At 73.3% G+C, this 20,437-nt stretch carries 17 protein-coding genes; 4 read left to right on the top strand and 13 right to left on the bottom strand.

The window, feature by feature from the left end:
• Window positions 1-7 precede the first annotated feature (7 nt).
• Complete coding sequence (locus tag IG88_RS0104015) at window positions 8-1,459, bottom strand: glycine hydroxymethyltransferase (protein ID WP_031034993.1); 1,452 nt, start codon at window positions 1,457-1,459, stop codon at window positions 8-10.
• A 294-nt stretch (window positions 1,460-1,753) separates the two neighbouring features.
• Between IG88_RS0104015 and IG88_RS0104010 the strand changes: the two genes are divergently transcribed.
• Window positions 1,754-3,295 (top strand): hypothetical protein, encoded by a 1,542-nt coding sequence (locus IG88_RS0104010; protein ID WP_158853764.1) that lies wholly within the window; start codon window positions 1,754-1,756, stop codon window positions 3,293-3,295.
• A 40-nt stretch (window positions 3,296-3,335) separates the two neighbouring features.
• Here the strand turns inward: IG88_RS0104010 and IG88_RS0104005 are convergent, their stop codons facing one another.
• The 3 genes from IG88_RS0104005 to IG88_RS0103995 form a co-directional block, all read right to left on the bottom strand.
• Complete coding sequence (locus IG88_RS0104005) at window positions 3,336-4,520, bottom strand: glutathionylspermidine synthase family protein (RefSeq protein ID WP_031034988.1); 1,185 nt, start codon at window positions 4,518-4,520, stop codon at window positions 3,336-3,338.
• Window positions 4,521-4,531: 11 nt separating this feature from the next.
• Window positions 4,532-4,903 carry a hypothetical protein gene (locus IG88_RS0104000; protein WP_031034986.1) on the bottom strand — a complete coding sequence of 124 codons (372 nt, stop codon included), beginning with the start codon at window positions 4,901-4,903 and terminating at the stop codon, window positions 4,532-4,534.
• An 86-nt stretch (window positions 4,904-4,989) separates the two neighbouring features.
• On the bottom strand, window positions 4,990-6,375 hold the full coding sequence (locus tag IG88_RS0103995) for a PLP-dependent aminotransferase family protein (protein ID WP_031034983.1): 1,386 nt from the start codon (window positions 6,373-6,375) through the stop codon (window positions 4,990-4,992).
• 47 nt (window positions 6,376-6,422) lie between these two features.
• Here IG88_RS0103995 and IG88_RS0103990 point away from each other — a divergent pair, with 47 nt between their 5' ends.
• The 3 genes from IG88_RS0103990 to IG88_RS0103980 are packed head-to-tail and all read left to right on the top strand — an operon-like array spanning window position 6,423 to window position 8,157.
• Entirely contained in the window at window positions 6,423-6,989 is a 567-nt protein-coding gene (locus IG88_RS0103990) for a carboxymuconolactone decarboxylase family protein (RefSeq protein ID WP_078861391.1), read from the top strand.
• Complete coding sequence (locus IG88_RS0103985) at window positions 6,986-7,432, top strand: carboxymuconolactone decarboxylase family protein (protein WP_031034979.1); 447 nt, start codon at window positions 6,986-6,988, stop codon at window positions 7,430-7,432. Before IG88_RS0103990 ends, IG88_RS0103985 begins: the two co-directional genes overlap by 4 nt.
• Window positions 7,429-8,157, top strand: a complete 729-nt coding sequence (locus tag IG88_RS0103980; RefSeq protein ID WP_031034978.1) for an isocitrate lyase/PEP mutase family protein — start codon at window positions 7,429-7,431, stop codon at window positions 8,155-8,157. Before IG88_RS0103985 ends, IG88_RS0103980 begins: the two co-directional genes overlap by 4 nt.
• A 3-nt stretch (window positions 8,158-8,160) precedes the next feature.
• On the opposite strand, the gene IG88_RS0103975 is transcribed toward IG88_RS0103980, so the two are convergent.
• The 9 genes from IG88_RS0103975 to IG88_RS0103935 form a co-directional block, all read right to left on the bottom strand.
• Window positions 8,161-9,117, bottom strand: a complete 957-nt coding sequence (locus IG88_RS0103975; RefSeq protein WP_031034977.1) for an ABC transporter substrate-binding protein — start codon at window positions 9,115-9,117, stop codon at window positions 8,161-8,163.
• 1 nt (window position 9,118) lies between these two features.
• A complete protein-coding gene (locus IG88_RS0103970; RefSeq protein WP_031034975.1) occupies window positions 9,119-11,065 on the bottom strand; it encodes an ABC transporter permease in 1,947 nt (648 codons plus the stop codon).
• Entirely contained in the window at window positions 11,065-12,213 is a 1,149-nt protein-coding gene (locus IG88_RS0103965; RefSeq protein WP_037835244.1) for a quaternary amine ABC transporter ATP-binding protein, read from the bottom strand. Before IG88_RS0103965 ends, IG88_RS0103970 begins: the two co-directional genes overlap by 1 nt.
• Entirely contained in the window at window positions 12,210-13,742 is a 1,533-nt protein-coding gene (locus IG88_RS0103960) for a GMC family oxidoreductase (protein WP_031034973.1), read from the bottom strand. Before IG88_RS0103960 ends, IG88_RS0103965 begins: the two co-directional genes overlap by 4 nt.
• A 122-nt stretch (window positions 13,743-13,864) precedes the next feature.
• Window positions 13,865-15,394: an aldehyde dehydrogenase family protein gene (locus tag IG88_RS0103955; RefSeq protein ID WP_031034971.1), complete on the bottom strand. Its 1,530-nt coding sequence runs from the start codon at window positions 15,392-15,394 to the stop codon at window positions 13,865-13,867.
• 228 nt (window positions 15,395-15,622) lie between these two features.
• Window positions 15,623-16,612, bottom strand: coding sequence for a malate dehydrogenase (locus IG88_RS0103950; RefSeq protein ID WP_031034969.1), 990 nt, complete (start codon window positions 16,610-16,612; stop codon window positions 15,623-15,625).
• A 451-nt stretch (window positions 16,613-17,063) separates the two neighbouring features.
• Window positions 17,064-18,341 carry a helix-turn-helix domain-containing protein gene (locus tag IG88_RS0103945; RefSeq protein ID WP_051851743.1) on the bottom strand — a complete coding sequence of 426 codons (1,278 nt, stop codon included), beginning with the start codon at window positions 18,339-18,341 and terminating at the stop codon, window positions 17,064-17,066.
• A 413-nt stretch (window positions 18,342-18,754) separates the two neighbouring features.
• The gene (locus IG88_RS38305; RefSeq protein WP_051851742.1) at window positions 18,755-19,432 is read right to left on the bottom strand and encodes a DUF3017 domain-containing protein; all 678 of its coding nucleotides are present in this window, start codon (window positions 19,430-19,432) and stop codon (window positions 18,755-18,757) included.
• Complete coding sequence (locus IG88_RS0103935; RefSeq protein WP_031034962.1) at window positions 19,422-20,276, bottom strand: bifunctional methylenetetrahydrofolate dehydrogenase/methenyltetrahydrofolate cyclohydrolase; 855 nt, start codon at window positions 20,274-20,276, stop codon at window positions 19,422-19,424. The genes IG88_RS38305 and IG88_RS0103935 overlap by 11 nt, the downstream gene beginning before the upstream one ends.
• Window positions 20,277-20,437 lie beyond the last annotated feature (161 nt).

The following is a 20,437-nucleotide window of genomic DNA, read 5'->3' as shown; positions in this document are numbered from 1 at the left end:
CGGCCCCTCAGCCGAGGTCGATCTCCGGGTACAGCGGGAAGCCGGCCACCAGGTCGGTCGCACGCTGGGCGATCTCGTCGGCGACCTTGGCGTCGAGGACGTGGGAGGCCTTGGAAGGGGCGCCGGACTTGGTGGTGCCGGGCTCGGTCGTGGTCAGGACGCGGTCGATCAGGCCCGCGACCTCGTCCATCTCGGCGGTGCCCAGACCGCGGGTGGTCAGCGCCGGGGTGCCGATGCGGATGCCGGAGGTGTACCAGGCGCCGTTCGGGTCGGCCGGGACGGCGTTGCGGTTGGTGACGATGCCGGAGTCGAGCAGCGCGGCCTCGGCCTGGCGGCCGGTCAGGCCGTAGGAGGAGGCCACGTCGATCAGGTTGAGGTGGTTGTCCGTGCCGCCGGTGACCAGGGTGGCGCCGCGCCTGGTCAGACCCTCGGCGAGGGCGCGGGCGTTGTCGACGATGCGCCGGGCGTAGTCCTGGAAGGCGGGCTGCCGGGCCTCGGCGAGGGCGACGGCCTTGGCGGCCATGACGTGCGGGAGCGGGCCGCCGAGGACCATCGGGCAGCCGCGGTCGACCTGGTCCTTGAGGGAGTCGTCGCACAGGACCATGCCGCCGCGCGGGCCCCGCAGCGACTTGTGGGTGGTCGTCGTCACGATCTGGGCGTGCGGGACCGGGTCGAAGTCGCCGGTGAGCACCTTGCCCGCGACGAGGCCCGCGAAGTGCGCCATGTCCACCATGAGGGTCGCGCCGACCTCGTCGGCGATCTCGCGCATGATCCGGAAGTTGACCAGCCGGGGGTAGGCGGAGTAGCCCGCGACGATGATCAGCGGCTTGAACTCGCGGGCGGAGGCGCGCAGGGCCTCGTAGTCGATGAGACCGGTGGCCGGGTCGGTGCCGTAGGAGCGCTGGTCGAACATCTTTCCTGAGATGTTCGGGCGGAAGCCGTGGGTGAGGTGGCCGCCCGCGTCCAGGGACATGCCGAGCATCCGCTGGTTGCCGAACGCCTGCCGCAGCTCGGCCCAGTCGGCGTCGGTCAGGTCGTTGACCTGGCGGGCGCCGGTCTTCTCCAGGAAGGGCACCTCCACGCGGGCGCCGAGGACGGCCCAGAAGGCGACCAGGTTGGCGTCGATGCCGGAGTGCGGCTGGACGTAGGCGTGGCGGGCGCCGAAGAGTGCCTTCGCGTGCTCGGCGGCGAGGGACTCGACGGTGTCGACGTTGCGGCAGCCGGCGTAGAAGCGGCGGCCGACGGTGCCCTCGGCGTACTTGTCGCTGAACCAGTTGCCCATCGCGAGGAGCGTGGCCGGGGAGGCGTAGTTCTCCGAGGCGATCAGCTTGAGCATCTCGCGCTGGTCGGCGACCTCCTGGCCGATGGCGTCGGCGACGCGGGGTTCGACCGCGCGGATGACGTCGAGCGCCGCGCGGAAGGCGGTGGACTCGGTGGACAGGGGCTGCTGGTCGGACATGACGGCCTCCGGATGGCGTGGCTCGCGGCGTACACGGTTCACGGTTCGGCCCAGGCGCACGGCACTGTCTGCTCCGGGACCGCTCCCCGATGGTCCATCCCATCCCAGCGCGCCAGTCACGGCCCGCGGCCAGCCTACCGGGCGCGCCGGGCAGGAGGCGCCGGCGTCCACCGGCCGAGAAGGGCGGGGAAGGGGAAAAGGCGTGGGGTTCGGGCAATCGCCGTCGGTAGGATGCGCTTTCGTTCAACCGTCCGGCGCGCACGCGTACGCGGTGCGCGTGCTTCTGTGCGCCGGGTGGACGAGCTCGACGACGGGGGAATCGGGCGCATGCGGGTGAGGGACGACCAGAAGGCGGTCGGCGGGGGACGGGCCGGTCTGCGGCGCCGGCGGACGGTGACCGCGCTGGCGGGTCTGGCGCTGACGGCGGGGCTGCTGGCCGGCTGCAGCTCGTCCGACGGCGACGACGGAGGCGGCGGAGACCGCGGGAGGACCGACGCCGGGACGGGCGGCGGGGCGGCCCGGAAGGGGCCCGCCTACGACGGACCGGCGCTGCCGGGGCTCGCCCGGCGGCCCGCCTGGAGTCTGCCGGTCGACGGTCCCATGGGCATCCCCGTGGTGCTGGACCTCGGCGACACGCTCGTGTTCGCCAAGGACGCCCGGGGCGCGTACGTGTCCGACGAGACCCCGGACGCCGAGGACGGGCCGGCGCTCTCGCTGTACGGCTCGGACACGCCCGAGGACCTCGTCCTGGAGTTCAGGGACGTCAAGACCGGTGCCGTCCGCAAGGAACTGCGGGTGAAGACCGCTTCGGTCACCCTCACCACCTGGCACGGGGGCAAGGCGGCCGTCGCGGTGACGGCCTCGACGACGACCGCTTCCGACGGGCTGACCAAGGCGAGGACCGGCACGACCGCCGCCCTGTACGACAGCGCGGGCCGCCTGCTCGGAAAGGCGGAGCTGCCCGAGCGGGCGGCGCGGGAGGGGGAGGACGCCTCGGGCTCGGAGCCGGTCACCGGCCGGAGCTTCGTCGCCGAGGGGCATCTGGTCGAGGAGAGCGGGGACACCCTCCGGCTCACTCCGGTCGACGGCGGCCCGGCCCGCACGGTCCCCTGCGCGGGCTTCGAGAGCGGCTGCGGGTTCGTGGCGAGCACGGCGACGGTCCTCGCCGACGGCGGCAACAACCTCTTCGCCCCGTTGATCAGCGACGGCTACTACCCGGGCTTCGACAGCACCGGTCTCTCCCCGCGGATCAGCCTCTACGAGCCGGCCGGCGGGAAGAAGGTCTGGGACAGCGGGAAGGTGACACCGCCCAAGGGCGTCCGGGTCCGGGACGACGACGGGAAGACCGGTGAGGTGTCCGTGCTGCGGGTCTCCGACGGCCGGGTGCTCACCTCGTGGCGGCTGAACCCCTTGTCCGGCACCCGGGTCCTCGCCACGTACGACCTGGCGGGCGGTCCCGGGGCCGTCTCCTCCTTCGAGGGCGACGAGGACCCGGTGTTCAGCCCCCGGGGCGACCTGGCCGCCGTCTTCACCGACGACGTGGCCTCGGTCGTCAAGGTCGCCGAAGGCAAGGTGCTGTGGACCCAGGGGGAGGACGAGCACGCCCTGGTGCCGCTGCGGTTCTCGGGTACCGGCACCGTCCTGTACGGCAGGACCCTGGAGGCCGAAACCCTCCTCGCCGTGGACGCCCGCACGAAGAAGGTGCTGGCCAAGGACCTCTCCGACCGTCTCGTGCCCCGTTTCAACGCGTCCACCGGATACGGCTGGGTCGGCGCGTACAACGCGGGGCCGGGCGGGAAGGTGAACGGCTTCTTCGTCTTCCCGCCCGCGTCCTGATCCGTTTCCCGCCCGCGTCCTGATCCGCGCCGGATCACCGTCAGAGGATCACGTGGGGCACGAAGCGGGCGTACTCGTCCGTCACCAGGCCGCTCGACTCCCTGATGCCCAGGCCCGCCGGCTCGTCCTCCACGACCCAGGCGCCGAGGACGACCCGGTTGCCGTCGAAGTCGGGCAGCGGGGCCAGTTCCTGGTAGCAGCACGGTTCCGGACGCGGGGCCGGGTCGGTGCCGGGCTCGTGGATCGTGACGCCGGCGCCCTCGCGGCCCAGCAGGGGCTTGGCGACCCAGCCGGTGGTGGCCGCCAGTTCGCGCGGGCCGTCCAGATGGGCGGGGAGGAGGTTGGGGTGGCCGGGGTACAGCTCCCAGAGGATCGCCAGCAGGGCCTTGTTGCTGAGCAGCATCTTCCAGGCGGGCTCGATCCACAGGGTGCTGCCGGTGCCGCCGCCGTTGTCGAGGGTGTCCAGGACGTGGCCGGCGAAGCGGTCGGTGGTGAGCCACTCCCAGGGGTAGAGCTTGAAGAGGCTGCGGATGAAGCGGAGCCGGTTGTCGACGAAGCGGCCCGACAGGCGGTCCCAGCCGATCTCCTCCATGGAGATCCAGTCGGTTGCCAGGCCGGCCTGCTCGGCGGTCTCCTTGAGGTAGGCGACCGTCATGAGGTCCTCGCCGAGTTCGTCGTCCGAGGAGTGCGCGAAGTACAGCGGGTTGCCCGGCGGCAGGAGCACGGCCTGCTTCCGCCAGGCGTCGACGAGCCGTTCGTGGAGGCTGTTCCACTGGTCGGCGCCGGGGAAGCGTTCCTCCATCCAGAACCACTGCGGGGACGCCGCCTCGACGAGTGAGGTCGGGGTGTCCGCGTTGTACTCCAGGAGCTTGGCGGGGCCCGTTCCGTCGTGGCGCAGGTCGAAGCGGCCGTAGACGGAGGGGAGTTCGGCGCGGCGGTGCCATGCCTCGGTGACGGCGCGGACGACGCGCGGGTCGGTGATGCCGAGGTCGGCGAAGCGGTCCGCGGCGACGATGTGCGCGGCGGCGGCCAGGCACATGCGGTGGAGTTCCCCGACGACCTCCTCCAGGGCCTCGACCTCCGGCAGGGAGAAGACGTAGTAGGCGCTCTCGTCCCAGTAGGGGCGCAGGGAGTCGTCGGGGTAGCGGGTCAGGGGGTAGATCAGCCCCTGTTCCTCGACGGTCCGCTGCCAGCCCGGGCGGGGCTCGATGGTGCGGCGTTCCACGGCCGGCCGCCTCAGCCGCCGCCGCTGCCGGAGCCCGAGCAGCCAAAGCCGCCCCGGTCGACGGCCTCGGACCTGCTGAAGGTGCCGTAGTCGGCCCAGCCGCCGCTGACGTCGGCGTCGTAGTACCAGTCGGCGTTGCCCACGGACTTCGACGTGCCCTTCCTGCCGCCCTTGCCGGACGAGCCGCCCGAGGAGCCCGCGGAGGAGCCGGACTTGCAGTTCTTGTCGGCGACGACCTTGTAGCCCTTGAGGTAGTCGTAGCTGTTGCGGTCCACGCAGCGGCGGTCGGGGTCCGAACCGCACGCGCTCAGGGCCGCCGCCAGTACTCCCATGCCGCCGAGCACCACCGTGCTCGACCGCAGCCGTCGCCGCGTCTGCGCCATGTCCCGTCTCCCCCGTGGTGCGTTCTTCCGCTTTCCCGTACGTCGGTTGGACTGATCGAGTGTACGGCCGGCGTCGCGCCCGGACTCTACGGCAGCGTCCGGCACAGGGCCTCCAGGGCCCCCGCCCACGCGTGGTCCGGCGGGGTGCCGTAGCCGACGACGACGGCGTCCACGGGGTCGGCGGTGGCGTCGGGGTGGCGGAAGACCGACAGGCCGTACAGGCCCAGGCCCTGCCAGGCCGCCGCGCGGACGACCGACCGCTCGGTGCCGGGCGGCAGCCGCAGCACGGCGTGCAGGCCGGCCGCGATGCCGGTCACCCGTACCTCGGGCGCGTGGGCGGCGACGTGCGCGACCAGGGCGTCGCGGCGGCGCCGGTAGCGCAGGCGGGCGGCGCGGACGTGGCGGTCGTAGGCGCCGGAGGTCAGGAACTCGGCCAGGGTGAGCTGGTCCAGTACCCCGCTGGTGTCCAGGCCGCCGCGGGTGGCCGTGAGGTCGTCGGCGAGGCCGGGCGGCAGCACCATCCAGGCCAGCCGCAGGCCGGGGGCGAGGGACTTGCTGGCGGTGCCGAGGTGGACCACGCGGTCGGGGTCGAGGCCCTGGAGAGCGCCGACCGGCTGGCGGTCGTAGCGGAACTCGCCGTCGTAGTCGTCCTCCAGGACCAGGCCGCCGGTACGCCGTGCCCAGTCGACGACCGCCGTCCGCCGGTCGGGGTGCAGGGTCATGCCGAGCGGGAACTGGTGGGCCGGGGTGAGCAGCACGGCGCCGGTGCCCGGGGGGATGTCGGGGTCGGTGCCGTGCGCGTCCAGGGGCAGCGGGACGGTGCGCAGTCCGGCGGCGGCCAGCAGGTCGCGGTGGACGTGCAGCCCGTACGACTCGACGGCGACGGTGTGCACGCCGCGGGCCCGCAGCACGGCGGCGAGCAGGGTCAGGCCGTGGGCGACGCCGCCGCAGACCAGCACCCGCTCGGGGTCGGCGCGGACGCCGCGGGCCCGGGCGAGGTAGCCGGCCAGCGCGCCGCGCAGCTCGGGGCGGCCGCGCGGGTCGCCGTAGCCGAGGGCGTCGTTGGGGGCCGCGGTGAGGGCGCGGCGGGCGGCCCTCAGCCACTCGGCGCGCGGGAAGGAGGCCAGGTCGGGGGAGCCGGGACGCAGGTCGTGGGCGGGGCGGACGGGGGCGCGGGGGCGGGGTGCCGTGTCGGCGGGCGGTACGACGGCGCGGTCGGCGACACGGGTGCCGGAGCCCTGGCGGGCGGTGAGCCAGCCCTCGGCGACCAGGTCGGCGTAGGCGTCGGCGACGGTGTTGCGGGCGATGCCGAGGTCGGCGGCGAGGGCGCGGGAGGAGGGCAGGCGGGTGCCGGGGGTCAGGCGGCCGGTGCGGACGGCCTCGCGCAGGGCGTCGGTCAGGCCGCGGCGCAGGCCCGGACCGGCCGGTTCCAGGTGGAGGTCGACGCCGAGAGTGGCCCAGGATTTCGCCATGGAAGTGGACCATACCGGTGGGCTGCTTCGTTCCTAGGCTCGACGGCATGACGACGACCACCGGCACGACGACCACCGGCACGACGACCACCGGCACCACGACCACCGGCACGACGACCGACGCCCCGACGACCGGCGCCTACGCGCCCGAGCGGCCCGCCCGGCTGAACTGGTCCGAGCACGCGCCCGAGGTCTACAAGGCGATGCTCCGGCTCGACACCGCCGCCAGGCGGGGCCTGGACCCGAAGCTGTACGAACTGGTGAAGATCCGCGCCTCGCAGCTCAACCACTGCGCCTTCTGCCTCGACATGCACACCAAGGACGCGCTCGCGGCCGGCGAGAGCGTGGAGCGGATCGTGCAGCTCGGCGCGTGGGAGGAGTCGCGGCACTTCTACACGGAGAAGGAGCTGGCGGCGATCGAGCTGACCGAGGCGGTCACCGTGCTGACGGACGGCTTCGTGCCGGACGGGGTGTACGAGAAGGCCGCGGCCCACTTCGAGGAGGCGGAGCTGGCCCAGTTGGTCTCCGCCGTCGCGGTGATCAACACCTGGAACCGCTTCGGCGTGACCTTCCGCATGGCGCCGGGCCACTACCACCCGGGGCAGCACGGATGACGGCCCGTACGACCTTCCTGGACGACCGCGTCCGCGCCTCGCTGCAGGCGGTGGGCGCCGCCGCCAAGCGGGGGCTGGGGGACGCGGGCCTGGCGGAGCTGGTGCAGGTCCGGGCGTCGCAGCTCAACCACTGCGCGTTCTGCCTCGACATGCACCTGGGCATCGCGCGCAAGCAGGGCGTGAGCGAGGGGAAACTGGACCTGCTGGCCGCCTGGGAGGAGGCCGGTGACGTCTTCGACGCCCGGGAGCGGGCCGCGCTGGCGCTGACCGAGGCGGTCACCGTGCTGACGGACGGCTTCGTGCCCGACGCGGTGTACGAGGAGGCCGCCCGGCACTTCGAGGCCGGTGAACTGGCCCACCTGCTGGCGCTGATCGCGACGATCAACACCTGGAACCGGCTGATGGTCGCCCGGCGGATCCCCGCGGGGAGCACCGAGTGGTGAGCGCGGCGGACGGCGCCGCGCGGTTCCGCGCCCTGCACCACGGGCGCACCCCGGAGGACCCCCTGGTCCTGCCCGGGCCCTGGGACGCGGCGAGCGCCCGGGTGTTCGCGGCGGCCGGGTTCCCGGCCCTCGCGACACCGAGCGCCGGGGTGGCGGCCTCGCTCGGGTACGCCGACGGGGCGACCCCGGCCGACGAGATGTTCGCGGCGGTCGCCCGGATCACGCGTGCCGTGGACGTGCCCGTCTCGGCGGACGTGGAGGACGGGTACGGGCTGGCGCCCGGGGAGCTGGTGGAGCGGCTGCTCGACGCGGGCGCCGTCGGCTGCAACCTGGAGGACTCCGCCGACGGGGTGCTCAAGGACCCGGCGGAACACGCCGAGTGGCTGGCCGCGGTGCGGGAGGCAGCCGGTGACCGGCTCTTCCTGAACGCCCGTGTCGACACGTTCCTCCGGGGCGTCGACGCTCCCGGGGCGGCGATCGAGCGGGCCGCCGCGTACGTCGCCGCGGGCGCCGACTGCGTGTACCCGATCGGCGCCCCCGTCGCCGTACTGCCGCTGCTGCGGGCCGGGATACAGGGGCCGGTGAACGTGCTCGCGCGTCCCGGGGAGGGCCCCTCGCCCGCCGTGCTCGGCGGACTCGGGGCGACCCGGATCACGTTCGGGCCGGCGCTCCAGCGGGCCGCCGAGCGGGCGGTGCGGGAGCAGGCGGCACGCCTGTCGGCGTGAGGGTCAGGGCAGCCACTGCTTCCAGACGGACTCGTGGCTGTCCACCCACTTCTCCGCCGCGGCCCGGGGCCGCATCTTCTTCTCGGCGATCATCAGGGAGACCTGGTTCTGGTCCTCGGTCGTCCACGTGAAGTTCTTCAGGAACTCCGCGGCCTCGCCGCCGTTCTCCGCGAAGTCGGCGTTGAGGTACTTCTGCAGCGGGGTGACCGGGTAGGCGCAGTCGACCTTCTCCGGGTCGGCGTCGCAGCCCTCCTCGTACGGCGGCAGCTTCACCTCGGTCATCGGGACCTTCTCCATCAGCCACTGCGGGGTGTACCAGTAGCTCAGGAAGGGCTTCTTCTCCTTGGCGAACTGCTGCATCTGCGTGATCTGGGCGGCCTCGGAACCGGCGAAGACGACCTGGTAGTCCAGGTCCAGGTTCTTCACCAGGGCCCTGTCGTTGGTGACGTAGGACGGGGAGCCGTCCAGGAGCTGGCCCTTGCCGCCGCTCTCCGCGGTGCGCAGCAGGTCGGCGTACTTGTTCAGGTTCTTCCAGTCCGTGACGTCCGGGTGCTTCTTCGCGAAGTACGTCGGGACGAACCAGCCGATGTGCCCGGTGACGCCCAGGTCGCCGCCCGCGGTGATGGTCCTTTTGTCCTCGACGTAGCGCTGCTCCTGCTCGGGGTGGCCCCAGTCCTCCAGGATGGCGTCGACGCGGCCCTGGCTGAGCGCGTCCCAGGCGGGGACCTCGTCGACCTGGACGGTGTCGACGCGGTAGCCCAGCTCGTGCTCCAGCAGGTACTGGGCGACGGCCACGTTGGCCTGCGCGCCGACCCAGGACTGCACGGAGAGGGTGACGGTCCTCGCGCCCCGGGCGCCCGCGAACGGGGACGCCTGCTGTGTCATGTCGGCGGCGCCGCAGCCGGTCAGCAGCGCCAGCGCGGCCACTCCCGCGAGCGCGGGTGTCGTACGCGGTCGCATGTCAGGCTCCCTTCCTCGTCGTACGGCGTTCGGTGGGCTGGGTGACGCGGTCGAGCATCAGGCCCAGGCAGACGATCGCGGCGCCCGCGACCAGGCCGGTCGCCAGGTCGCCCTGGGCGAGGCCGAAGACGACCTGGTAGCCGAGGGCGCCACCGCCGACCAGGCCGCCGATGATGACGACGGCGAGGACCAGGACGACGCCCTGGTTGACGGCGAGCAGCAGGGCCGGGCGGGCCAGCGGGAGCTGGACCTGGCGCAGTTGCTGGCCGCCGGTCGCGCCGAGCGAGCGGGCCGACTCCATGGCGGCGGGGTCCACCTGGCGCAGGCCCTGGGCGGTGATGCGGACGACGGCCGGGAGGGCGTAGACGACGGCGGCGGCCACGGCGGGCGCGCGGCCCACGCCGAACAGGGCGACGACCGGGATCAGGTACACGAACTGGGGCATCGTCTGGAAGACGTCGAGCACGGGCCGCAGCAGACGTCCGAAGCGGTCGCTGCGGGCGGCGGCGATACCGGTGGCGAAGCCGACGACCAGGGTCACGGCGACGGCGGCGAGCACCTGCGAGAGGGTGTCCAGGGACGGCTTCCACACGCCGAGCACACCGATCGCGGCCGTCGCGAGGACGGCGGTGAGCGCGGTGCGCCAGGTGCCGATCAGCCAGGACAGGGCGGCGACGATCAGGAGCACGGACCACCAGGGCAGCCACTGCAGGCCGTCCCGCAGCGGGTTGAGGACCCCGCTGGTGAAGTGCGCGGCCCAGTCGGCGGTGCCGCCGACCACGGGGACGCCGGAGTAGAGGTGGGCGGTCATCCAGTCGACGGCCCGGTTGACGGGCTCGGCGATGTCCAGCTCCCACCCGTCGGGCCAGTCGAGGAAGCCCGCCAGGCGCCCGGCGAGCGCCACGGCCGCGGCGACGACGAGCGCGTACAACCAGGTCACCGGGGATTTCCCGGGCTCGCCGAGCCGCTCCCCCGCCGCGCCCGTCACCCGGTCCAGGACGACGGCGAGCAGCACGATCGGGATGCCGGCCGCGAGGGCGGCGCCGACGTCGACGGAGGCGAGCGCCTGGTAGACGCGGTCGCCGAGGCCGCCGGCGCCGATGACGGAGGCGATGACGGCCATGGACAGCGCCATCATGATCGTCTGGTTGACGCCGAGGAGGAGTTCCTTGCGGGCCAGCGGGACCCGGGCGGTCAGCAGCCGCTGGCGGGCGGTGGTGCCGAGGGACTCCACGGCCTCCAGGACCTCCTTGTCGGCGCCGCGCAGGCCGAGCGAGGTGAGCCGGGCCATGGGCGGGGCGGCGTAGACGACGGTGGCCAGGACGGCGGCGGGGACGCCGATGCCGAAGACCAGGACGACGGGGAGGAGGTAGGCGAAGGCGGGCAGCACCTGCATGGTGTCGAGCACCGGGCGCAGGACGCGGTCCATCCGGTCGGACAGGCCCGCGGCGAGGCCCAGCAGGGCGCCGACGGCGACGGACACGAGGACGGCTACGACCATCAGGGCGAGCGTCTGCATCGTGGGCACCCACATGCCGAGCAGGCCGCAGGCCAGGAACGCGGCGGCGGTGCCGGTCGCGAGCTTCACTCCGGCCACGCGCCAGGCGACCAGGGCGCCGATCGCGGTGACTCCGGCCCAGCCGACGGCGAGGAGGGCGAGGTAGACGGCGCGGACGGCGACGACGACCGCGTTGCTGACGTGGCCGAAGAAGTAGAGGAACAGGGGGTGGCTGTCCCGGTTGTCGATGATCCAGTCGCTGGCCCTGCCGAGGGGTTCGGAGACGTCGACGGTCAGCGCGCTCGGCCAGGTGGCGCCGTCCCACCGGGTGACGGCCAGGGGGACGAGGACGGCGGCCAGGGCGGCCAGGGCGAGGAGTTTGCGGACGGCTCTGTTGGCGAGGATGCCCGGCGGGGCGGACTCCCGGGCCGTGGCCGTGATCGTTGCCATCAGACCGGCTCCTCGGTGGTGGGCTCGGCGGGGGTGGGGGCGGCGGGGGTGGCCGGCTCACGGCGCTGGGCCGGTGCCGTGTCCGCCACCACCGACAGGAGGTCGGCCGCGTCCACCACGCCCAGGCAGCGGCCCCCGTCCATGACGCGGGCCGACGAGCCCGCCCTCGCCACCGCCTCGATGGCCTCCGAGACCGTGGCGCCGGGGCGGATCGCCGGGCCCGTGCCCGCCTCGTCGGCATCGGCGGCCGGGCGCATCGCCGTGCGGACGGTGAGGACCTGTTCACGGGGGATGTCGCGGACGAACTCGCGGACGTAGTCGTCGGCGGGCGAGCCGACGATCTCCTCCGGGGTGCCGAGCTGGACCACGCGGCCGTCGCGCATCAGGGCGATGCGGTCGCCCAGCCTGAGGGCCTCCTGGAGGTCGTGGGTGATGAAGACCATCGTGCGGCCCTCCTCGCGGTGCAGCCGGACGACCTCCTCCTGCATGTCCCGCCGGATCAGCGGGTCGAGCGCGCTGAACGGCTCGTCGAAGAGCAGCACCTCGGGGTCGACGGCGAGGGCGCGGGCGAGGCCGACGCGCTGGCGCTGGCCGCCGGAGAGCTGGCCGGGGCGGCGCTGTTCCAGGCCCTCCAGGCCGACCTTGGCGACGACGGCGGCGGCGCGCTCGCGGCGTTCGGCGCGGCCCATGCCCTGGACCTCCAGGCCGTAGGCGACGTTGTCCAGGACGGTGCGGTGCGGGAGCAGGCCGAAGTGCTGGAAGACCATCGCGGCCCGGTGGCGGCGCAGGGCGCGCAGCCGGGACTTGTCCATGGCGCGGACGTCCTCGCCGTCGATGGCGATGGACCCGGCCGTCGGCTCGACGAGGCGGGTCAGGCAGCGTACGAGGGTGGACTTGCCGGAGCCGGACAGGCCCATGACGACGAAGACCTCGCCCTTGTGCACGTCGAAGGAGACGTCGGCGACGGCGGCGGTGCAGCCGGTGCGGGAGCGCAGCTCGGCCGGGCCGAGCGCGGTGAGTTCCGGGTCGGCGGGGACGCGGGCGGCCTTGGGGCCGAAGACCTTCCACAGGCCGTCGACGGAGAAGACCGGGGGCCGCTCGGCCACGGTGTCGGTGGCGGCGGCGGTGTCCTTGGCGGTCGTGCTCATCGGGCGTCACTCCCGATCAGTTCGACGGCGCGCTCGCCGACCATGAGGACGCCGATCATCGGGTTGACCGCGGGCATGGTCGGGAAGACCGAGGCGTCGGCGACGCGGATGCCCTGCAGGCCGCGGATGCGCAGTTCCGGGTCCACGATGGCCTGTTCGTCGGTGGCGGCGCCCATGCGGCAGGTGCCCGCCGGGTGGTAGACGGTGTGGGCGGCCTTGCGGGCGTACTCGCTCAGCTCCTCGTCGCCGGTGACGTCCGGGCCGGGGCAGACCTCGCGCTTGAGCCAGCCCGCCAGCGGCTGGGACCTCGCGATCTCGCGGGCGATGCGGATGCCGTCGACGAGGGTGCGGCCGTCGTAGTCGTCCTCGTCGGTGAAGTAGCGGAAGTCGAGGGCGGGCTTGACGGACGGGTCGGCGCTGGTGAGGTAGAGGCGGCCGCGGGACCTGGGCTTGGGGATGTTCGGGGTCATGGAGACGCCGAACTCGGGGCGCTCGTAGCCCAGTCGCTCCGGGTTGTCCGTGAACGGTATCTGGTAGAAGTGGAACATCAGGTCGGGGCCCGCGTGTTCGGGGTCGCGGCGCACGAACAGACCGGCGTCGGAGTCCATCGCGGAGTTGTCCGGGATGGGCCCGTTCGTCTCCCACACGATGACCGACTCGGGGTGGTCGAGCAGGTTCTCGCCGACGCCGGGCAGGTCGAGCACCACGGGTATGCCGAGGGCCTCAAGCTGTTCCCGGGGCCCGACGCCCGAGTGCAGCAGCAGACGCGGGGAGTCGACGGCGCCGGCGCTGAGGACGACCTCGCGCCGGGCCCTGACCAGGATCTCCTCGCCGTCCTTGGTGCGGACGTGGACGCCCTCGGCCCGGGTGCCGTCGAACTGGAGCCTGTACGCCCAGGTCTCCAGCATGATCGTGAGGTTGGGGCGCTCGTCCATCACGGGGTGCAGGTAGGCCACGGACGCCGAGGACCGCTGGTTGTTCTCGGGGTGGTAGGCGAGGTCGAAGAAGCCGACGCCCTCGGTGAACGGCTTCTTGTTGAAGCCCTCGACGCGGGGGACCTCCAGTGTCTTCTGCGCGGAGTCGACGAAGTCGCGGGCGATGGCGTTGCGGTCCTTCTCGTCGACCGGAACGATGTTGTTCTTCAGCCGGGCGAAGTACGCCTCCATCTGCACCGCACCCCAGCCCTTGGCACCGGCGGCCTCCCACTCGTCCCAGTCGGACGGCAGCGGCTTGAAGGCGATCAGGGTGTTGTGGGAGGAGCAGCCGCCGAGGACGCGGGCGCGGCTGTGCCGGATGTGCGAGTTGCCGCGCGGCTGCTCGGTGGTGGGGTAGTCGTAGTCCAGTTCGCCGCCGAGCAGGCCCATCCAGCGGCGCAGCGTCAGCACGTCGTCGCGGCCGACGTCACTGGGGCCGCCTTCGATGACGGCGACGGTGACGTCGGGGTTCTCGGTGAGCCGGGAGGCGATCACGGAGCCTGCCGTGCCGCCGCCGATGACGACGTAGTCGTAGACGTGCGTGGTTTCGGCCATGGGGGTACTCCAGTGGGGCGAGCGGACGGTGATGGTGCGGAAGGTGCTGTGAGTGCTGTGCGTGCTGTGCGTGCCGTGCGTGCTGAAGGGGAGGGCGGGGACGCGCGGGGACGCGGGTGGGGTCAGCCGGCGAACCAGCGGACGGGCTCGGGCGCGAGGTTCTGGTAGACGTGCTTGGTCTCGCGGTACTCGGCCAGGCCGGCGGGACCGAGTTCGCGGCCGACCCCGCTCTTGCCGAAGCCGCCCCACTCCGCCTGCGGGAGGTAGGGGTGGAAGTCGTTGATCCACACGGTGCCGTGCCGCAGCCGGCCCGCGACCCGGCGGGCCCGTCCCGCGTCGGCGGTCCAGACGGCACCGGCCAGACCGTACTCGGTGTCGTTGGCGAGGGCTACGGCCTCGTCCTCGGTGCGGAAGGTCTCGACGGTGAGGACCGGCCCGAAGACCTCCTCCCGCACCACCCGCATCTCGCGGTGGCAGTGGTCGAGGACGGTCGGCTCGTAGAAGTAGCCGGACTCGGGGCGCTCGGGCGAGGGCTCGGGACGCCTTCCGCCGCAGCGGAGTTCGGCGCCCTCGGCGAGCGCGGAGGCGACGTGGTCCTCCGTCTTGGCGCGCTGCTGCTCGGAGACGAGCGGGCCGCACTCGACGCCCTGCTCGGTGCCGCGGCCGAGGCGGATCTTCCGGGCGCGACGGGCGAGTTCGGCGACGAAACGTTCGCGGACCGACTCCTCGACGATGAGGCGGCCGCCGGCGGAGCAGACCTGGCCGCTGTGGATGAAGGCGGCGTTGAGGGCCTGGTCGACGGCGGTGTCGAAGCCCGCCTCGGTCTCGCAGGCGTCGGCGAAGACGACGTTGGGGTTCTTGCCGCCGAGTTCGAGGGCGACCTTCTTGACGGTGGCGGCGGCGGCCTGCGCGACCTTGGTGCCGCTGAGGAGGCCGCCGGTGAAGGAGACCAGGTCGACGTCGGGGTGCTCGGCGAGGCGGGCGCCGACGGTGTGGCCGGGACCGGTGACGATGTTGGCGACGCCGGCGGGCAGGCCGGCCTCGACGAGCAGCCCGATCAGGGCCACGGTGGTCATCGGGGTGATCTCGCTGGGCTTGACCACGAAGGTGTTGCCGGCGGCGAGCGCCGGGGCGATCTTCCAACTGGCCTGGAGCAGCGGGTAGTTCCAGGGCGTGATCATCGCGCAGACGCCGACGGGTTCGTGCACGACGACGCTGTGGACGTGGGGCGAGCCCGCGTCGACGACCCGGCCCGGGGCCTCGCCGGCGACGAGGTCGGCGAAGTAGCGGAAGGCGTCGGCGACGCAGTCGATGTCGACGCGCCCCTCCTCGACGGTCTTGCCCGCGTCGCGGCTCTCCAGCAGGCCCAGCTTCTCGCGGTCGCGTACGAGCAGGTCGGCGACGCGGCGCAGCAGGGCGGCGCGTTCGGCGACCGGGGTGCGCGGCCAGTCGCCCGTGTCGAAGGCGCGGCGGGCGGCGGCCACCGCGAGGTCGGTGTCCTTCTCGTCGCCCTCCGCGACGACGGCGAACGGCCGGGCGTCCGCGGGGTCGAGGATCTCGCGCGTGGCGCCGGAGGACGCCGCGAGCCACTCGCCACCCGCGTGAATGGTCCGGTGCGCCTGCTCCGCCGGGCTGTGCGTGCTGTTCGCCATGGTCGGTGTTGCCTTCCGTTCCTGTCCGGTCCCCCGTGTCACCCGCGTGTCACTCTCGGGGACCGTGAGCCCCTGCCCCGCAGCCCCGTTTGCATGCCGGATCGGGGGCCGAACGTGCGGCGGATCACGAAGGAAAGGGGCGACGGGGACATACGGGGTGCGGGAACGGGCACGGGCCCCGCCCCGGTGTGAACCGGAACGGGGCCCGTGCGGGCGTCGGGGGTCGGCTCAGATGAGGCCGAGACCGCGGACCGCCTCGCGCTCCTCCGACAGCTCCTTGACGGAGGCGTCGATGCGGGCGCGGGAGAACTCGTTGATGTCCAGGCCCTGGACGATCTCGTACGAACCGTCCTTCGTGGTGACCGGGAAGGAGGAGATGATGCCCTCGGGGACGCCGTAGGAGCCGTCCGACGGGATGCCCATGGAGGTCCAGTCGCCCTCGGGGGTGCCGTTGACCCAGGTGTACACGTGGTCGACGGCCGCGTTGGCGGCGGAGGCGGCCGAGGAGGCACCGCGGGCCTCGATGATGGCGGCACCGCGCTTGGCGACGGTCGGGATGAACTCGTCGGCCAGCCACTTCTCGTCGTTGACGGCCTCGGCGGCGTTCTTGCCGGCGACGGTGGCGTGGAAGATGTCCGGGTACTGGGTGGCGGAGTGGTTGCCCCAGATCGTCAGGCGCTTGATGTCGGCGACCGTCGAGCCCGTCTTCTTCGCGAGCTGGGTCAGCGCGCGGTTGTGGTCCAGGCGGGTCATGGCGGTGAAGCGCTCGGCCGGTACGTCCGGGGCGGCGGCCTGGGCGATCAGGGCGTTGGTGTTGGCCGGGTTGCCGACGACGAGGACCTTGATGTCGTCCGCGGCGTGGTCGTTGATGGCCTTGCCCTGCGGCTTGAAGATGCCGCCGTTGGCCTCCAGGAGGTCACCGCGCTCCATGCCCTTGGTGCGGGGGCGGGCGCCGACCAGGAGGGCGACGTTGGCGCCGTCGAAGGCCACGTTCGGGTCGTCGGTGATCTCGATGCCCTGGAGGAGCGGGAACGCGCAGTCGTCCAGCTCCATCGCGGTGCCCTCGGCGGCCTTGAGCGCCGGGGTGATCTCCAGGAGGCGGAGCTTGACCGGCACGTCCGCGCCGAGCAGCTGACCGGAGGCGATGCGGAAGAGCAGGGCGTAACCGATCTGGCCGGCCGCGCCGGTGACGGTGACGTTCACGGGAGTGCGAGTCATGGCGTTCTCCGTAGGACAGGCTGGCGGTGGGGCGTCCCGGCCCCGGGCGTCTGATCGATCTCTTGGTATCAAGAGATCCATCCAGCGGTCAGGCTATCGCGCCCGTGCTGTCCGGCACGTCCGGGTCGGTGTGGCCCGGCCCACAGGACGCCCTCGAACGGGTGCGGGCCCACGGAGGGCGTCCGGGCCCACGGAGCGGGTGCGGGCTCAGGAGGGCGTACGGCCTCAGGAAGAGGTGCGGGGCCGGCGAAGAAGAGGCGGCCGCCTGTCCGGGAGAGGGGGGACGAAGGCGACCGCCGTTCGGGGATACCGTTGCCGGACTCCCGTGGGGGTACTACTCCCGTGCCCGTGACGGCGCGGGGCATGCCTGCCGGCGGCGAACTTTCTCGGTCCGCCGCCCCCGCGCCCCCGCGCGCCCTCGCCGTGCCCCCTTGCGCCTCGTGTCCCTACCTCACTTCGTGCAGCCCTGGGTGCCCGAGGCCAGCGTCGCGCACGCGGTGGCGTCGGCCGCGGAGTCCACGGCGACCATCGGGGTGTACGCCGCGGTGGTCCCGGCGGTGCCGATCGTCGCCCGCTGCTCGTTCGCGCCGCCCGCGTTCACCTGGACCTCGTCGCCCTGTGCGGCCTGGGTGACGCGGGCCCAGGCGGCGCCGCAGACCTTGCTGTAGCGGACCTCGACGGCCGCCGTGCCGACGACGGTGGTCGCGCCGGTGGTGACCAGTTCGCCGCCGCAGCCCATGGCCTCCGGGTCCTTGCCGGTGCAGGCGTCGCCGCTGCACTTCACGCCCGGCGGCAGCTCGGCCTCGCTGGTCACGGTGGGCGACGGGGAGGGCTTGGCGCCCTCGTCCGCCTTGTCGCCGCCGCCGTTCAACAGGAAGAAGGCGCCCGCCGCCACGACGAGCACGCCGACGACGCCCGCGACCAGCGCCGCCATTCGTTTGCTGCCGCCGCCCGGGGACCGGCCGGACGAACGGGGGCGGTCGTCGTGCGGAGGCTCGCCGTAGGCACCCGCGGAGGCCGCGACCGGGCCGAGCACGCTCGTCTCGTCGGGCCCGGCCGGTCTCGCCGCGGCTCCGCCGCCGGTCCGGGCGCGGCCCGCGCGGTCGCCGGTCGGTGCGGGCCCCCGGTATCCGGCGAGCCCCCAGGAGTTGCCCTCGGTCGCTCCGCCCGGGGACGGGGCGGAGGGGGTGTCGGGGGCCCGGTCCCGGATGGCGCCGAGCACGGAGTCGGGGCTGTCGGCGGCGGTCGGCTGGGCCGGGACCGTCGGCGGCAGCGTGGGCGACACACCGGCCGGCCCGGCGACCCCGGGTGCGGCCGGGGCCCCGCCGCCGTGGCGGCCGGAGCGGTTCCCCCGGTGGCTCCTGGTGCCGCTGCGGTCGCCGGTGCCCGGCGTGGCCGCGGGCGTGCCCAGCTCACCGAGCGCGGCGCGGGCCTGGGAGATCCGGATGGCCTCCATGGTCATGTCGTGGCGCATCTCCGAGCGGCTCCAGGCGCGCTCGGCCAGCTCCCACATGGTGGTCAGGTGGACCGGGTTGGTCCGCGTCACCTCGGCCAGCGCCACGATGGCGCCCTTGGGCGCCAGCAGGCGGCCGTTCAGATAGCGCTCCCAGGACGTCTTGCTGTAGCCCGTGGCGTCGGCCACCGACGCGACGCTCAGCTCGCTGCGGTCCACGAGCCGACGCAACTGGCTGGTGAACTCCCTGATCTGCGGATCGAGTTCATCCGGCAAGGCCTTCCAACGAGGCACTGCTTCCCCCTCTTCCCCCGGTGACGTGCTGGTCGTTCCCCCGCTGGTCCCCGCGCGGCGTCCGGCGCGCGGTACCCGGTTCTGGCTACCCACAGGGATGCGCCCGGTCAGGATCTCAGTTCCCGGGGTGGGGGCGCACAGGTGCACAGAGGCCGTGAGCGTGCACACTCGCACGCCCGCCGACCCGTGGTCCAGTGTCCCACCGGTGCCGCACCGACCTGTACGGAACCCCCGGAATGGCGGCGCGTGACGGAGTAGCGGAACGGTCACTTCCGTGCCACAGCGCCCTGACAGGCGTTGAACAGGGCGTTCTGCGTGCAGGAGGGTTGGTCACGGCGACGGCCCGTCCTTCCACGGGGGTGAGGACGGGCCGTCGTACGGGGAAGGGCGTCCCGCTAGCTGACCGTGAAGTGCAGGGTGTCCTTGAGGAACGGGATCTCCAGCACCGGCTTCGGCTGTGCCATCAGCGCCAGCAGGACGATGGAGAGGCCGAGGACGCCGTAGGTCGTGATGTCCGTGAAGCGCGAGCGCACGGCGAGCATGCCGACGTCGGGCACCACCCAGCGCAGCGCGGCTCCCGCCAGCAGCGCGGCGCCGACCAGCACCGTCCCCCAGCGGAAGACGTCCAGGGCGGTCAGCAGCAGGCCGAGCCCGACCAGCAGCACCACCGCGAGCACCGGCCACTGCCGGGCGGGCGCCGGGGCGTCGCCGGCTGCGGCCCGGCCACCGCCCTCGGGGCGCGCGGTGTCACGGGTGAAGAGCGGGAAGCGGCGCGTGACGCGTCGCGGCCGCCCCTTGGCGTCGGGCGCGCTGACGGGGTCGCGGACGGTGAGGCCGTCCGGGTCGCCGGCGTCCTTCGCGGGCTTCGAAGGGGTTGAGTCCTTCGGGGGGCCGGCCTTGTCCGAGACTTCCGAGACGTCCGAGACCTCTGAGGTCTCAGAGGTCTCAGAAGCCTGCGGGGCCTCCGGGGCTGCCGAGGCCGCCGAGGTCGCCGAGCCTTGTGGAGGCCGCGCTTCCGCCCGCGTTCCCGCGTCGCCCGACCGCTCGGGGGAGTTGGTGTCCTCAGCCGGCACTGCGCTCCGCCGCCTCCACCACGTTGACCAGGAGCTGGGCCCGCGTCATGGGGCCGACACCGCCCGGGTTCGGCGAGATCCAGGCGGCCACCTCGGCCACGCCGGGGTGCACGTCGCCCATGATCTTGCCCTCGGCGTTGCGCGAGACGCCGACGTCGAGGACGGCCGCGCCCGGCTTGACGTCCTCGGGGCGGACCAGGTGCGGGGAGCCGGCCGCGGCGATGACGATGTCGGCGCGCTTGAGGTGGTCGGCCAGGTCCCGGGTGCCGGTGTGGCACTGGGTCACGGTGGCGTTCTCGCTGCGCCGGGTGAGCAGCAGCGGCATCGGGCGGCCGATGGTGACGCCGCGGCCGACGACCACGACCTCGGCGCCCTTGATCTCGACGCCGTAGCGGCGCAGGAGGGTGAGGATGCCGTTGGGGGTGCAGGGCAGCGGGGCCGGCTCGTTCAGGACGAGGCGGCCCAGGTTCATCGGGTGCAGGCCGTCCGCGTCCTTGTCCGGGTCCATCAGTTCGAGGATGCGGTTCTCGTCGATGCCACGGGGCAGCGGCAACTGGACGATGTACCCGGTGCAGGCCGGGTCTTCGTTCAGCTCGCGGACGACCGCCTCGATCTCCTCCTGCGTGGCCGTGGCCGGCAGTTCGCGCTGGATGGAGGCGATGCCGACCTGGGCGCAGTCGCGGTGCTTGCCGGCGACGTACTTCTGGCTGCCCGGGTCGTCGCCGACCAGGACGGTGCCGAGTCCGGGTGTGACACCCCTCTCCTTCAGCGCCGCCACGCGGGCGGTCAGTTCGGACTTGATCGCTGCTGCGGTGGCCTTGCCATCGAGAATCTGGGCGGTCATGCCCCCATCCTCGCGGATGACCGGCCCCCGGTTCCAATCAGGCCGGTATGCGGGCACCCCGCGGGACACTTCGGGGCGCCGCCGGACACGTCCGCCCCTGTCCGCTCTTGATCGGCGGTGTTGCACTTGCACAACGCATTGCGGACGGGCTGGACAAGTAA

The organism is Streptomyces sp. NRRL F-5650 (assembly GCF_000721365.1).
In the GTDB taxonomy this organism is placed as follows: Bacteria; Actinomycetota; Actinomycetes; order Streptomycetales; family Streptomycetaceae; genus Streptomyces; species Streptomyces ardesiacus.
This window is presented reverse-complemented; position numbering and strand designations above follow the sequence as displayed.